We start from the raw sequence: 14906 nt of genomic DNA on the forward strand, positions 1-14906 counted from the left end.
CGAAGGACGATGAAGGAACGCTTATGTGGATCGCGCCCGAGCTCGCCGAGACCGTCGCCGCGATCGTGGACGAGGGATCCTTCGATCAGGCCGCGCGCCGGCTGCGGATCTCGCCGTCCGCGGTGAGCCAGCGGTTGCGCACGCTCGAGACGCAGCTGGGCCGCGCCCTGATCATCCGGTCACGGCCGATTCGCCTCACCGAGGCCGGCGCCCCGGTCCTGCGGCTCGCGCGGCAGTACGCCGTGGTGGGGCACGAGGCCGCGGCCGCCCTGGGCCTCGAACGGCCCGGGATGATGAACGTGCCGATCGCCGTGAACGCCGACTCGCTCGCGACCTGGCTCCTCCCCGCCCTGGCGGAGGTCGCGGGCCGCCACGACGTGACGTTCGAGCTGCTCAGAGAGGACGAGGATCGCACGGCGGCGCTCCTCGAGTCGGGGTCGGCGCTCGCGGCGATCACGTCGCAGGCCCGGCCGATCGCGGGGTGCTCCGTCACGCCGCTCGGGGCCACCCGGTACGCGGCCGTCGCGACGCCGTTCTTCATCGCGCGATGGTTCGGGGAGGGCATCGACGCGGCTGCGCTGGCCGAGGCGCCGCTCATCGACTTCGACCGCACCGACGACATCCAGTCCGACTGGCTGCGCGCGCACGGCGTGGATCCGGTCGTACCGCCGCGGCACTACGTTCCCGCCTCTGAGGACTACGCCGCGGCTGTCCGCCTGGGGATGGGGTGGGGCATGCTGCCGCCCGAGCAGGCGCAAGCCGCCCTGTCGCGGGGCACGCTCCGCGCGCTCGGGGCGCCCGAGCTGGCCGAGCCGCTCTACTGGCAGCAGTGGAACATCGACGCGCCCGTGCTCGCCGCGATTCGCGGGTCGGTCGTGGCCCACGCGCGCCTGGCGCTCGCCCCCGAGGCGTGAGGCGTCAGGCGGTCGTCACGGGCGCCGTGGGCGGGTCGCCGTGCCGGCGCACCTTGAGCACGCGGAACCCCTTCGCGGTCGCGTGTCGGCGCGTGGAGTAGCCGTCGCCGAAGGTCTGTTCCATCCAGCGCTGCAGCGAGTCGCTGCCGAGGTTGCGCTGCACCACGAAGTACCCGTCGCTGTGGTGATCGAGGCGAGGGATCCAGGTCTCGAGGAGCTCGTGCAGGACGGACTTCCCGACGCGGATGGGAGGGTTCGAGCGGATGGCGCGGAAGACGACGTCGTCGGGCACCTGGTCGGCGGTGACGGGGAACACGTTGTCGAGCCCGAGGGCCTGCGCGTTTCGCCGCACGAGGTCCAGCGCGCGCTCGTTGACGTCGAGCGCCCAGACGCGCGCGTGGGGGGACTCGAGCGCCAGGGAGAGGGCGACCGGCCCCCAGCCGCACCCGAGGTCGAGGAAGTCGCCGCCCGCGGGCGCGGCCGGCGCGTTCTGGAGCAGGACCTCGGTGCCCTTGTCGATGCGCTCCGGACTGAAGACGCCGCGCGCCGTCGTGACGTCGACCTCGCGGCCGGCGAGGGCGACGCGCATCCGGCGCAGATCGGCCGGGCTCGAGGGTGCTGCACTGAAGTAGTGTTCCCCCATAGGGGGCGACTCTACCGGAGCCGGGGGCGCTCACGGAATGGGCATTCCCGCCGCGCGCGCCGCCTGGCGCGGTAGACTGGAGGGCTACATCAGCCCCCGTGAAAGGCACTCATTGGTCGATTCCACCGACACGAACGACGCTCTGGCCGAGGACGACGCCGTCGATCGAATCCTGGCGCGCGACGAGGCGCGCCATACTTCGCGCATCTTCGGATCCGCCGAGGCGATCCAGGACCAGGCGACGGCGTCGGGCGGCGACGACGGCGAGCAGTGGGACCTGCAGGCCCGGCACGCGCTGCGCCGCGTGCCGGGGCTCTCCACGGAGCTCGAGGACGTCACCGAGGTCGAGTACCGCCAGGTGCGGATGGAGAACGTCGTCCTCGCGGGCGTCTACTCGGCCGGATCCCTCCAGGACGCCGAGAATTCCATGCGCGAGCTCGCCGCCCTGGCGGAGACGGCGGGGTCCGTCGTCCTCGACGGCGTGCTGCAGCGGCGGCCGCACCCCGACCCCGCGACCTACATCGGGCGCGGCAAGGCCGACGAGCTTAAGGGCATCGTCGAGAGCGTCGGTGCCGACACGGTCATCGCCGACACCGAGCTCGCCCCGAGCCAGCGTCGCGCGCTGGAGGACGTCATCAAGGTCAAGGTGATCGACCGCACGGCCGTCATCCTCGACATCTTCGCCCAGCACGCGAAGACCCGCGAGGGCAAGGCGCAGGTCGAGCTCGCGCAGCTCGAGTATCTCCTCCCGCGCCTGCGCGGCTGGGGAGACTCGATGAGCCGCCAGGCCGGTGGCCAGGTCGGCGCGGGCGGTGCGGGCATGGGCTCGCGCGGACCGGGCGAGACGAAGATCGAGCTGGATCGCCGGCGGATCCGTAACCGCATGGCGATCCTGCGCCGCCAGATCCGCGGGTTCGCCCCCGCGCGCGAGGCGAAGCGCCAGGAGCGCACGCGCAACACGATCCCGTCGGTCGCGATCGCGGGCTATACGAACGCGGGCAAGTCGAGCCTGCTCAACCGCCTCACGCACGCGGGCGTGCTCGTCGAGAACGCCCTGTTCGCGACGCTGGACGCGACCGTGCGGAGGACGCAGACCGCGGACGGACGCGTGTTCACGCTCGCGGACACCGTCGGATTCGTGCGCAACCTCCCGCACCAGCTCGTCGAGGCCTTCCGCTCGACGCTCGAGGAGGTCGGCCAGGCCGACGTCGTCGTGCACGTCGTCGACGGGAGCCACCCGGATCCGGGCGGGCAGCTCGCGACGGTGCGCGACGTGCTCGCCGACGTGGGCGCGCGCGACGTCCGCGAGATCGTCGTGTTCAACAAGATGGATCTCGTGGGGGAGGACGAGCGCCTCGTGCTGCGGGGGCTGGCCCCGGACGCCGTGTTCGTGTCGTCGCGCACGGGCGAGGGCATCGACGAGCTCCGGCGGGTCGTCGAGGACGCGCTCCCCGTCCCGGACGTCGAGGTCACGGCCCTCGTGCCCTACAGCCGGGGCGACCTCCTCTCCGCGATCCACGAGACGGGGCAGTTCCTGGAGCAGAGCCACGAGGCGGAGGGCACGCGCGTGCGCGCGCGGGTGTCGGAGCGACTCGCGCACGACCTGGCGCCGTATACCGCGTAGCCGCGCGTTTGCCCGGGGGCGGTACGCTGTGCCCTCGTTCGGCCCGACCCACGGGCCGCGTCCTCCCGGAGACCCCATGACGAACGCGCGCCCCGACGGATCGACCCCTCGTCTCCTGGCGTGAGCGCCGGTTTCGACCGGGCGGCCGCGGCCCCCGACCCCCGCACGCTCGTGGACATCCTCGAGGCGACGGCGCGGCGCGTTCCGAGCGCCTCGGCGATCGAGGACGACCGCGGGGCGATCAGCTACGAGGAGCTGGCGTCGCTCGTCGCCCGCACCGCGGCGCGGCTCGCGGCCGCCGGGGTGCGGCGCGGGGACCGCGTGGGCGTGCGGATGCCGTCCGGGTCGCGCGATCTGTACGTGTCGATCCTCGGGATCCTCGCGGCGGGCGCCGCGTACGTGCCGGTCGACGCGGACGACCCGCCCGAGCGCGCCGCGCTCGTGTTCGGGGAGGCGCGGGTGGCGGGCGTCGTCGAGGGCGACGGGATGTTCGCGCGCGAAGGCCGAGAGGCGGTGTCGCTGTTCGCGGGGGCGGATCCGCACCCCGACGCGCCGCAGGACGCGGCGCCCCCGGCGCCGACGCCGGACGACGACGCGTGGATCATCTTCACCTCCGGCTCCACGGGCGTCCCGAAGGGCGTCGCGGTCACGCACCGCTCGGCCGCGGCGTTCGTCGACGCCGAGGCCCGCCTCTTCCTCCAGGACGCGCCGCTCGCCCCGGGCGATCGCGTGCTCGCGGGGCTGTCGGTCGCGTTCGACGCGTCCTGCGAGGAGATGTGGCTCGCCTGGCGGCACGGCGCGTGCCTCGTGCCGGCGCCGCGCGCCCTCGTCCGGTCGGGCGAGGACCTCGGCCCCTGGCTCGTGGGCCACTCGATTTCCGCCGTCTCGACGGTTCCGACGCTCGCCGCGCTCTGGCCGAACGACGCGATCGAGAACCTGCGCCTGCTGATCTTCGGCGGCGAGGCGCTCCCGGCCGAGCTCGCGGCGCGCCTCGTCGCCGACGACCGCGAGGTCTGGAACACCTACGGGCCCACGGAGGCGACGGTCGTCGCGTGCGCGGCCAAGATGGGCGGATCCGGGCCCGTGCGCATCGGGCTCCCGCTCGACGGGTGGTCGCTCGCCGTGGTCGACGCCGACGGCGCCCCCGTGGAGGAGGGCGGCGTCGGGGAGCTCATCATCGGCGGGGTGGGCCTCGCGCGCTATCTCGACCCCGCGAAGGACCGCGAGAAGTACGCGCCGATGCCGACCCTCGGGTGGGACCGCGCGTACCGGTCGGGCGACCTCGTGCGTGCGGACGCGGAGGGACTGGTCTTCCAGGGCCGCGCGGACGACCAGGTGAAGATCGGCGGGCGTCGGATCGAGCTCGGCGAGGTCGAGGCCGCGCTGCAGGGGCTCTCGTCGGTGTCCGCCGCCACGGTCGCGGTGCGGACCTCCGAGGGCGGCGTCTCGCTCCTGGTCGGGTATGTCGTCCCGACGGACGGATTCGATCGGGTCGCCGCGCGCGCCGAGCTCGCGGAGACCCTCCCGGCCCCGCTCATCCCCCTCCTCGCGACGGTCGAGGAGCTCCCCGTGCGGACGTCGGGCAAGGTCGACAAGGCCGCCCTGCCCTGGCCGCTCCCCGTCGCGGAGGAGGGTTCCTCCTTGCTGTCCGGCACGGCGGCCTGGCTCGCGGATCAGTGGGCGGCCGTTCTCGGCGCCCGCCCCGAGGACGAGTCGGCCGACTTCTTCGAGCTGGGCGGCGGATCGCTCGCGGCCGCGCAGCTCGTGTCGCGGATCCGCGCGCGAGCGCCCGAGTTCACGATGGCGGACGTCTACGACCTGCCGCGCCTCGGGCAGATGGCGGGCGCCGTGTCCGCGCAGGACGAGGGCTCCTCCGGGGAGGCGTCGTTCTCGACGGCGCGCCCGACACCGCGCCGGATGCAGGCAATCCAGACGGTCGCGGGCGCGGGGCTCTTCGTCCTCACCGGCGCCCGGTGGTTGACGTGGCTGGCGACCGGATCCTTCCTCCTCGGCCTCGTTCCCGGGTTCGAGGCGCTTCCGCAGGTGCCCGTCGGGGTCATCATCGCGGGGCTCGTCCTGTTCGCCACGCCGTTTGGCCGGATGGCCATCGCCGCGGGGGCGGCCCGCCTGCTGCTCGCCGGCATCGCGCCGGGCGACTACCCCCGCGGCGGCGGCGTGCACATCCGCCTCTGGCTGGCCGAGCAGATCGCGCACCAGGTGGATCCCGTCGGCCTCGTCGGGGCGCCCTGGGTGACGTACTACGCCCGCGCGCTCGGCGCGAAGATCGGCCGCGACGTCGACCTGCACACGATGCCGCCGGTGACCGGCATGCTCGAGATCGGCGACGGCGCCGCGATCGAGCCCGAGGTGGACCTCGCGGGCTCCTGGATCGACGGCGACACCGTGCGCATCGGGGGGATCCGCATCGGGCGGGGCGCGACGATCGGCGCGCGCAGCACGCTCGCGCCCGGCGCCAAGATCGGCCGGGACGCGGAGATCGCGCCGGGGTCCGCCGTCTTCGGCCGCGTGCGCGCGGGGCAGCGCTGGGCGGGCTCGCCCGCCGTGCGCGTCGGTGCGGCCGCCGAGCCGTGGGCGCAGGGTCGCCCCGCGTCGCCGACGCGCTGGCTCTGGGCCTACGCCGCGTCCTCGCTGGGCCTAGGGCTCCTGCCGTTCGTGGCCTTCGCCGCGGGCCTCGCCGTCTTGGCGGCGTTCTTTCGGGGAGCCGACTCGCTCGCCGAGGCCGCGGCCGGGGCCGCGCTCGGCCTCGTCCCGGGCGTCGCCGTGACGGGTCTGGTCTTCGCGGGCGCCGTGGTCGGATCCGTCCGCCTCCTTGCGATCGGGCTGGACGAGGGCGTCCATCCCGTCCGCGGCCGGGTCGCGTGGCAGGCGTGGACGACGGAGCGCCTCCTCGATACCTCGCGCACCTTCCTCTTCCCGCTGTACTCGAGCCTGCTCACGCCCGCCTGGCTGCGCCTCCTCGGCGCCGACGTCGGGCGGGACGTCGAGGCGTCGACGGTGTTGCTGCTGCCGTCGCTGACGAAGATCGGCGACGGGGCGTTTCTCGCGGACGACACCATGGTCGCCACCTACGAGCTGCGGGGCGGCTACCTGCGCCTCGCCCAGGCCCGGATCGGCAAGCGCGCCTTCCTCGGGAACTCGGGGCTCGCGCAGGCGGGGCACCGGGTACCGAAGAACGCCCTCGTGGCGGTGCTTTCGGTCGCTCCCGAGAAGGCCAAGGCCGGGTCCTCGTGGCTCGGTTCCCCCGCCGTCCGCCTACGCCGGGTCGTGAACGAGGCCGATCTCGAGCGCACCTACCGGCCGAGCCCGAGGCTGCGCGTCGCGCGCGCCGCATGGGAGGCGTGTCGCCTCGTCCCGGTCGTGATCACGTGCGGCCTGGGCCTGGCCGTCCTGCTCGCCCTCGCGGCGCTCGTCGCGGCGTGGGGCTGGCCGGCCGCGCTCGCCGCGTCCGGGCTCGTGATGCTCGCGGCCGGCGCCGTCGCCGCGGGGGTGTCGACGGCCGCCAAGTGGGCGATCGTGGGCGTCATCCGGGCCGGCGAGCACACCCTCTGGTCCAGCTTCGTGTGGCGCACCGAGGTATCGGATACCTTCACCGAGATGCTCGCCGCGCCGTGGTTCGCGAACTCCGCGGCGGGCACGCCCGCGCTCGCGATGTGGCTGAGGTCGCTCGGCGCACGGATCGGTCGCGGCGTCTGGACCGACAGCTATTGGCTCCCCGAGCCGGACCTCGTGACCCTCGGCGACGGCGCGACCGTCGGACGCGGATGTGTGGTTCAGACGCATCTGTTCCATGATCGAGTGATGAGCACCGACACCGTCACCCTCGAGGCCGGCGCCACGCTCGGCCCACACAGCGTGATCCTCCCGGCCGCCACGATCGGCGAGAACGCGACCGTGGGGCCCGCCTCGCTCGTCATGCGCGGCGAGCACGTGCCGGTCGGCAGCCGCTGGAGCGGCAACCCGATCGGGCCGTGGCGCGCCGTGAAGGCGCGGGCGTACCAGGCGGAGGCCTCGTGAGGCGCGCCGACGGGCCGGATCCGTACACGCCGCGCTCGGGGGACGGCGCGATCCACGTCGCGCACTACGACCTCGACCTCGACTACCGTGTCGCCTCGAACCGGCTCCAGGCCACGGCGACGCTGGCGGGATCCGCGCGGGAGGAGACGCGCACGATCACGCTCGATCTCTCCGGCCTCGCGGTGCGCGGCGTGCGCGTGGCGGGGGATCCCGGCGCCACCCACACCCATCGCGACCGGCGCCTCGTCGTGCGCCTCTCCCGCGCGCTGGCGGCCGGCGACGAATTCTCCCTCGCGGTGACGTATGGCGGATCCCCGAAGCCGCGGCGCAGTCCCTGGGGCACGCTGGGGTGGGAAGAGCTGGACGACGGCGTGATCGTCGCGTCGCAACCGATCGGCGCCTCGACGTGGTTCCCGTGCAACGACGTGCCGTCCGACAAGGCCACCTATCGGATCGCCGTCACGACCGAGTCCGCCTACCGCGTGGTCGCGGGCGACCTCGTCCGGCGGACCGTCCGCGGCGGTCGGACCCGGTGGGAGTTCGCGCATGAAAACCCCACCGCCAGCTACCTCGTCACGGTCCAGATCGGCCGCTACCGGCGCCGCGTCGTCGACCTCGACGGCGTGCCGGGGGAGATCCTGCACCCCGCGGGGCTGGCCGTGCGGGTGGGATCCGACATGCGCCCGCTCCCCGACATGATGGCGGCCTTCCAGCGGGCGTTCGGGCCGTACCCGTTTCCCGAGTATCGCGTCGTCGTGACCCCCGACGACCTGGAGATCCCGCTGGAGGCGCAGGGCACGGCGATTTTCGGGGCCGGCCACATCGACGGGCGCGGCACGCTCACGCGGCTCATCGCGCACGAGCTCGCGCACCAGTGGTTCGGCAACGCGGTCGGCGTCGCCGCCTGGCGGCACATCTGGCTCAACGAGGGAGCCGCGTGCTACGCCGAGTGGATCTGGTCGGAGGCCTCCGGATCGTACACGGCGCACGAGAACGCGCTGGGGTTTCACGCGCGCCTCGCGGGCGAGCCCCAGGACCTCGCGATCGCGGATCCGGGCCCCGCGAAGATGTTCGACGATCGGCTCTATAAGCGCGGAGCGCTCTGCCTGCACGCGCTGCGGATCACCGTCGGCGACGACGACTTTTTCCGGATCCTTTCCACCTGGACCTCCCGGTACGCGGGCCAGGCGGTCGTGACGGGCGACTTCGTCGCGCTCTGCGAGGAGGTGTCGGGCCGCGGGCTCGGCGACTTCTTTGACGCGTGGCTCGAGGGCACGGACCTCCCCGACCTCCCCGACGCCGGCTTCGCGGCCGACCCCGCGCCCGTCAGCGAGGCGCTGTGAGCGCGATCGCGACCGCGTAACCGGGGATCGCGTCGATATCCGTCACGTGCGCCGCTTCGGGTGCGCCGGGCACGCGCGCCCGCACGGCGCGGGGGAGGGGCGAGGCGGTCGCCGGCCCCGTCAGCCGTACCCGCTCGGGCCCGGCGCGGAGCCCGCGCCCGTCCGCCTTGAGGACGGCCTCGATCCGCGTCCAGCCCCGCGCGTCGGGCGGCGCCGCGGGCGCGAAGAGCGCCGCGAGGGCGGACGGATCCGGGAAGTCCGCGAGACGCTCCGCGTCCACGCCGAGCGCCCCGACGCGCGCGGGCGCGGCGGCCGCGACCACGAGCCCGCGCGCGTAGGACACGGACAGCGCGGCGGCCGCGTGCGCGGCGCGCGGCGCGCCGTGGTCGCCGCCGCACCGCGCGCAGCGCGATGTCAGGCGCGGATCCGCCCCGGGCGCCACCGCATCGATCGCGCGCGCGAGGAGGGCCCGCCCCGCGGCGAACGCCGCGCGGCGCGCGGGCGGCGTGGCCTCCCAGCGCGCGAGCTGCCCCACGCGCTCGGCGTCCGCGCGCGCGCCGTCGGCCGGGCCCCACGCGACGCGCACGGGCCCGACCCACGCCTCGCCCATGGCGCTCAGGCGCCGTCGAGCGCGAGGGTCGGGACGCCGCTCGGCGCGAAGCCCAGGGCGCTCCCGAGGAAGGCGAGTTCGGCCGCGAAGCAGCGCTCGATCGTCTCGGCGCGGCGGAAGCCGTGGCCCTCGCCGTCGAAGAGCAGGTACGCGTGAGGGACGCCGTTGGCGCGCACGGCGTCGCGCAGCGCCTCGGACTGCGACGGGGGCACGACGGGGTCGTCGGATCCCTGCAGGATGAGCAGCGGGGTCCGGAGCGCCTCGGGGCGCGAGAGCGGCGAGCGCGCGATGTAGTCCGCTTCGGCCTCCGGCCAGGGCCCGACGAGGCTGTCGAGATAGCGGGCCTCGAAGTCGTGGGTCTCGGCGAGGAGCATCCTGAGGTCCGCGACGCCGTACCGGCTGATGCCCGCGGAGAACACGTCGGTGTCGGCCAGGGCGCACAGCACCGTCCAGCCGCCCGCCGACCCGCCCTTGATCGCGAGGCGCGCCGGGTCGGCGAGCCCCCGGTCGACGAGGCCCTCGGCGGCGGCGCGCACGTCGGCGACGTCGGCGATGCCCCACGCGCCCGCGAGGCGCTCGCGGTAGGCGCGGCCGTATCCCGTGCTCCCGCCGTAATTGACGTCGAGCACGCCGATGCCGCGACTCGTGAAGAAGGCGATCGCGGGCGAGACGTCCCCCGTCACGTGGCCGGTCGGCCCGCCGTGGACGAGGACGAGCGCCGGGGGGAGCTCGCCGTGCGGCGCGCGGACGCCCGGGTGGTGCGGGGCGTAGTAGAACGCGTGCACGGGCCCGTGGGGCCCCGCGAACGTCATGGGGCGGGCCACCGCGGCGAGGGCGTCGTCGGCGAGTTCGCCCCCGCGGATCGCCTCCAGCGACTTCCCGTCGATGTCGAGCTGCCAGAGGCCGCCCGGCACGCGCTCGCCCGCGCCCGTGAGCAGGACCCGCCCGCCGCGGGCGTCGTGGACGAGCACGTCGCCCGTCAGCGGGGTCTCGAGCTCAGTCACCTCGCCTGTCGCACGGTCGATGACGGCGAGCTGGGAGCGGCCGTTCGTCATCACCGCGAGGATCCGGTCGTTCGGCAAAGGGGCGTACCATCGCGCGCCGAGCTGCCAGAGCGCCCCGCCCGTGTCCCCGTCCGCCGGGAAGATCGGCTCGGGATCGGCGGGCCGGCCGTCCGCCGACACGTGGCAGGAGAACAGGTTCCAGCGCGCGGGCCGGGTGCCGTCCGCGAGCGGCACGGCGAGCGGCGGATCCTGCAGGAACACCAGCTCGTCGTCGCCCGTCCACTCCGGTTGCAGGGCCGAGACGCGGGGGTGGCCCGCGCTCGCGCGCCCGCCCGCCGCGACGGTCCACGCGGGAACGGTGCCGTCGGCGCCAATCGCGCCGATCCGGAGCTCGGCGGCGTCCCACGGCATGTCGGGGTGGTCCCAGGCGATCCACGCGAGGCGCCCCGCGCGGGGCGCCGGGAACGCGACAAAGTCGCTGCCGGCCACGACGCTTCTGACCTCGCCGCCGTCGAGGGGGATGCGGACGATGTCGCGCGCCGGCGTCTCGTGCGCGCGGGCATGGATCTCGCGCACGCCCCACAGCTCGCCGTCGGCGAACACGAGGTCGCCGAAGCACGCGCGGGGGTCTTCTGGCGTCACCGGCGTGGGCGCCGTGCCCGGGGAGGCGACGTAGACGCGCTGGTCGGACTGCTCGACGAACGCGAACCGGTCACCGTCGAGCGGCGTCCATGCGCCGCCGCCGTACTCGTGCACGCGCGAGCGCGCGCTCCACGGCGCCGCGAGGGCGGGCGCCTCGGCCCCCGAGCGAAACACGGCCGTGCGCCCGCGCTCCGCGGGCACGGACTCGGCCCACCAGATCTCATCGCCCACATACCGCGCGCGGCCGAGCCGGAGGGACCCGGTCGGCATGTCGGCGGGGCGAATCGGTGACGGCCAGGATCCGTAGGGAAGCTCCTCGATGTGGGCCATGACCCCACGCTATGGCACGCGGCGCGGGCGGGCGCTCAGACCGCGCGCATCACCGCGACGACGCGCCCGAGCACGACGGCCTCGTCGCCCAGGATGGGCTCGAACGCGGAGTTGCGGGGCAGGAGCCACACGTGGCCGTCGCGCTGGCGGAAGGTCTTGACGGTGGCCTCGCCGTCGAGCATGGCCGCGACGATCTCGCCGTTCTCGGCCGTGTGCTGCGCGCGCACCACGACCCAGTCGCCGTCGCAGATGGCCGCGTCGATCATGGATTCGCCCGAGACCTTGAGCATGAACAGCTCGCCGCCGCCGACGAGCTGGCGGGGCAGCGGGAAGACCTCTTCGACCTGCTGCTCGGCCGTGATGGGAATTCCCGCGGCGATCTGGCCGACGAGCGGGACCATCGCGGCGTCGCCGACGGGCGGGGCGACGTCGACGGGGTTCTCCGTCGCCGTGCCGGGCAGGTCGATGAGCACCTCCATCGCGCGGGTCTTCCCCGGGTCGCGCCGCAGGTATCCGCTGAGCTCGAGCTGCCCGAGCTGGTGCGTGACGCTCGAGAGCGACTTGAGGCCGACGGCGTCCCCGATCTCGCGCATCGTCGGGGGGTAGCCGTTCGACTGGATCGAGCGCTGGATGACCTCGAGGATCGCGAGCTGCTTCTCGCTCAGGTTCTTGCGTCGTCGCACCCTCGTCGCGCTCTGGGGCTTGTCGTCGGCGCTCATCCGTGGCTCCTCGGTGGAATGTCGGTGGTCCCTGGTGGGGTGATCCCTGTCACGACAGACGCTACCCGGACGGCGGCAATCTTCGGCATCTTTGTTCGAGTGTGTCGCGCGATTCGCGCGGGATGGATCGAAAAAGAGGCTTGACGCGTTCGAACATTCGAAGATAGATTCGGTACGAACCTACGAGAGAAGGTCAGCTCATGAGCACGGTCATCCTCACCGCACCTGCAGCACTCCCCGACCACCCGGGCGCTGCGCGCACGCGCCTGCGGATCACCCGCCGGGGGCGTCGCGTCCTCGCGGCCGCGGCCGCGGCGCCCGTGGTGGCGGCCGTGGCCGCCGCGGTCCTCGGCGGCGGCGCCGCGCTCGGCTCGGGCGTAGCCGGGGCGCCGGCTGGCACCTTCGAGACCGTCACGGTGATGGCGGGCGACTCGCTCTGGTCGATCGCGGAGCGCGTCGCGCCGAGCGCGGATCCGCGCGACGTGGTGGACGAGATCGCCTCGCTCAACGGCCTCGCGGGCGCCGAGCTCGAGATGGGCCAGCGCCTCGCGCTGCCCGTGGCCTACTCCGCGGCCGACTAAGCGCGGCCGGGTCGTAGCATGGGCGGGTGACCGCGACACTCGATGACCTGCCCGTCCGCCCCGACCTGCGGGGCCAGAAGCCCTACGGTGCGCCCCAGGCGCCGCTGCCCGTGGCGCTGAACGTCAACGAGAACACGCACCCCATCCCGCCCGAGGTGGCCGACGATATCGCCGACGCGGTGGCGAAGAGTATCTCGGGGCTCAACCGCTATCCCGACCGCGAATTCACCGAGCTGCGCGAGGCGTTCGCCCGCTACCTCGGCCACGGGCTGAATCCCGATCAGATCTGGGCGGCGAACGGGTCGAACGAGGTCCTCCAGCACCTCCTCCAGGCCTTCGCCGGCCCGGGCCGGCGGGCGTTCGGATTCGCGCCGACCTACTCGATGTACTCGCTGCTGGTCCGCGGGGTCGGCTCCGAGTGGGTCTCGGGTGAGCGGGGCCCGCGCTTCGAGATCACCCCCGAGAGCGCGGCGCGCCAGGTGGCTGAGGCCGATCCGGACGTCGTGTTCCTCTGCGCGCCGAACAACCCCACGGGCACCCCGCTGAGTCTCGACGTGATTGAGGCGGTGTACCAGGCGTCCCGCGGCATCGTGATCGTCGACGAGGCGTACTTCGAGTTCGCCCCCGCCTCGGCCGACTCCGCCCTCACCCTCCTGCCCGGGCGCGAGCGCCTCGTCGTGTCCCGCACCATGAGCAAGGCCTTCGCGTTCGCCGGCGCGCGGGTGGGGTACCTCGCGGCGGATCCGGCGGTGATCGACGCGCTGCGGCTGGTCCGCCTGCCGTATCACCTGAGCGCGCTGACGCAGGCCGCGGCCACGGCGGCGCTCGGGCACAGCGATGCGATGCTCCGCATGGTCGACGAGATCGTCGAGCAGCGCGACCGCATCTCGGCCACGCTCGACGCCCTGGGCTACGACCCCTACCCGAGCTGGAGCAACTTCGTGCTCTTCGGGGGAGTGACCGATCCGCAGGACACGTGGCGCCGGCTCTACGACCGCGGCGTGCTCGTGCGCGACATCGGGATCCCCGGGCACCTGCGGGTGTCCGCCGGCACGGCGGAGGAGACGACCGCGTTCCTCGACGCGCTCGCCGCGATCCGCGACGAATAGACTGGGCGGCATGACGAACGCCCGCACCGCGCGCCGCACCCGCACGACCAGCGAGTCGTCGATCGAGCTAGAGCTCGACCTCGACGGCACCGGTCAGAGCAGCATCGACACGTCGGTGCCGTTCTTCGACCACATGCTGACCGCGTTCGCGAAGCACTCGCTCACCGACCTGCGCGTGACCTCGTCGGGCGACACCCACATCGACGTGCACCACACGGTGGAGGACACGGCGATCGTGCTCGGCCAGGCGATCCGCGAGGCGCTCGGCGATAAGGCCGGGATCTCCCGGTACGGGGACGCGCTGGTCCCGCTCGACGAGGCGCTCGCTCAGGCAGTCGTCGACATTTCCGGCCGGCCGTTCCTCGTGCACACGGGGGAGCCCGCCGGCTTCGAGATGCACCTGATCGGCGGGCACTTCACGGGGTCGATGGTGCGCCACACTTTCGAGGCGCTCGCGTTCCACGCCGGCCTCACGATGCACGTGCGCGTGCTGGGCGGGCGCGACCCGCACCACATCGCCGAGGCCGAGTACAAGGCGCTCGCGCGCGCGTTCCGCCAGGCCAAGGCCCTCGACCCGCTCGTCGACGGGATCCCGTCGACGAAGGGCGCGCTGTGACGACGCCGACGGTCGCCGTCCTCGACTACGGGTCGGGAAACGTCCACTCCGCGGTGAAAGCCCTGGAGGCGGCCGGCGCCGAGGTGCGGCTCACGCGCGACCGTCGCGAGGTGCTGGAGGCCGACGGCCTGCTCGTGCCCGGCGTCGGCGCGTTCGGCGCGGTGATGGACCAGCTCACCGCGATTCGCGGAGACGAGCTGATCGAGCGCCGCCTCGCGGGCGGGCGGCCCGTGCTCGGCATCTGCGTGGGCATGCAGGTCATGTTCGAGCGCGGCATCGAGCGCGGGAGCGACGTGCCGGGCCTCGGCGAGTGGCCGGGCGACGTCACGCGGCTCGATGCCCCGGTGGTGCCCCACATGGGCTGGAGCACCGTCCGCCCGGGCGAGGGGTCGCGGCTGTTCGCGGGCGTCGAGGACGAGCGCTTCTATTTCGTGCACTCGTATGCGGCGCAGGCCTGGACGCTCGAGGTGTCGCCCCCCTTCCCGCAGCCCGCGGTGACGTGGTCGATGCACGGGGTCCCCTTCCTCGCTGCGGTCGAGAACGGGCCGCTGGCGGCGACCCAGTTCCACCCCGAAAAATCGGGGGAGGCCGGCATCCGACTGCTGCGCAACTGGGTGGGTCAGCTCGCGGAATGACGCGGATCCGCCGAGCGCGCCGCTCTCGATTGGAGAGAACGCGCCGCGGGGTCTAACGTTGTCGCTTGTGCGTCACGCGGGAGGGTCCCGCGGCCATCGAG

General features: G+C 74.0%; 12 protein-coding genes. 8 read left to right on the forward strand and 4 right to left on the reverse strand.

Annotation, left to right across the window (positions count from 1 at the left end):
* Window positions 1-23 precede the first annotated feature (23 nt).
* Entirely contained in the window at window positions 24-914 is an 891-nt protein-coding gene (locus tag G8E01_RS04600; RefSeq protein WP_166316505.1) for a LysR family transcriptional regulator ArgP, read from the forward strand.
* Between the two features lie 4 nt (window positions 915-918).
* Here G8E01_RS04600 and G8E01_RS04605 read toward each other — a convergent pair whose 3' ends face one another.
* Window positions 919-1557: a class I SAM-dependent methyltransferase gene (locus G8E01_RS04605; RefSeq protein ID WP_166316508.1), complete on the reverse strand. Its 639-nt coding sequence runs from the start codon at window positions 1555-1557 to the stop codon at window positions 919-921.
* Window positions 1558-1669: 112 nt separating this feature from the next.
* On the opposite strand from G8E01_RS04605, the gene hflX reads away from it, so the two are divergent.
* The 3 genes from hflX (at window position 1670) to G8E01_RS04620 (ending at window position 8559) form a co-directional block, all read left to right on the forward strand.
* Window positions 1670-3181, forward strand: coding sequence for a GTPase HflX (hflX, locus tag G8E01_RS04610; protein ID WP_166316511.1), 1512 nt, complete (start codon window positions 1670-1672; stop codon window positions 3179-3181).
* A 120-nt stretch (window positions 3182-3301) separates the two neighbouring features.
* Entirely contained in the window at window positions 3302-7216 is a 3915-nt protein-coding gene (locus tag G8E01_RS04615) for a Pls/PosA family non-ribosomal peptide synthetase (RefSeq protein ID WP_338100742.1), read from the forward strand.
* Window positions 7213-8559: a M1 family aminopeptidase gene (locus G8E01_RS04620; RefSeq protein ID WP_166316514.1), complete on the forward strand. Its 1347-nt coding sequence runs from the start codon at window positions 7213-7215 to the stop codon at window positions 8557-8559. The genes G8E01_RS04615 and G8E01_RS04620 overlap by 4 nt, the downstream gene beginning before the upstream one ends.
* Here G8E01_RS04620 and G8E01_RS04625 read toward each other — a convergent pair.
* Genes G8E01_RS04625 through lexA form a run of 3 tightly spaced genes read right to left on the reverse strand, consistent with a single transcriptional unit; the run spans window position 8543 to window position 11864 of the window.
* Window positions 8543-9169 carry a hypothetical protein gene (locus G8E01_RS04625; protein WP_166316517.1) on the reverse strand — a complete coding sequence of 209 codons (627 nt, stop codon included), beginning with the start codon at window positions 9167-9169 and terminating at the stop codon, window positions 8543-8545. The two genes, G8E01_RS04620 and G8E01_RS04625, sit on opposite strands and share 17 nt — an antisense overlap.
* Window positions 9170-9174: 5 nt before the next feature.
* Window positions 9175-11145, reverse strand: coding sequence for a S9 family peptidase (locus G8E01_RS04630; RefSeq protein WP_166316520.1), 1971 nt, complete (start codon window positions 11143-11145; stop codon window positions 9175-9177).
* A gap of 35 nt (window positions 11146-11180) precedes the next feature.
* Window positions 11181-11864, reverse strand: coding sequence for a transcriptional repressor LexA (gene lexA, locus G8E01_RS04635; protein ID WP_166316523.1), 684 nt, complete (start codon window positions 11862-11864; stop codon window positions 11181-11183).
* Between the two features lie 200 nt (window positions 11865-12064).
* Between lexA and G8E01_RS04640 the strand changes: the two genes are divergently transcribed.
* Genes G8E01_RS04640 through hisH form a run of 4 tightly spaced genes read left to right on the forward strand, consistent with a single transcriptional unit; the run spans window position 12065 to window position 14805 of the window.
* Window positions 12065-12445 carry a LysM peptidoglycan-binding domain-containing protein gene (locus tag G8E01_RS04640; protein WP_166316526.1) on the forward strand — a complete coding sequence of 127 codons (381 nt, stop codon included), beginning with the start codon at window positions 12065-12067 and terminating at the stop codon, window positions 12443-12445.
* 26 nt (window positions 12446-12471) lie between these two features.
* Window positions 12472-13554 (forward strand): histidinol-phosphate transaminase, encoded by a 1083-nt coding sequence (locus G8E01_RS04645; RefSeq protein WP_166316530.1) that lies wholly within the window; start codon window positions 12472-12474, stop codon window positions 13552-13554.
* 10 nt (window positions 13555-13564) lie between these two features.
* A complete protein-coding gene (gene hisB / locus G8E01_RS04650) occupies window positions 13565-14170 on the forward strand; it encodes an imidazoleglycerol-phosphate dehydratase HisB (protein ID WP_166316533.1) in 606 nt (201 codons plus the stop codon).
* Window positions 14167-14805, forward strand: a complete 639-nt coding sequence (gene hisH / locus G8E01_RS04655; RefSeq protein WP_166316536.1) for an imidazole glycerol phosphate synthase subunit HisH — start codon at window positions 14167-14169, stop codon at window positions 14803-14805. The genes hisB and hisH overlap by 4 nt, the downstream gene beginning before the upstream one ends.
* The last annotated feature ends 101 nt before the right edge of the window (window positions 14806-14906 follow it).

It is taken from the genome of Microbacterium excoecariae, from assembly GCF_011326725.1.
In the GTDB taxonomy this organism is placed as follows: Bacteria; Actinomycetota; Actinomycetes; order Actinomycetales; family Microbacteriaceae; genus Microbacterium; species Microbacterium excoecariae.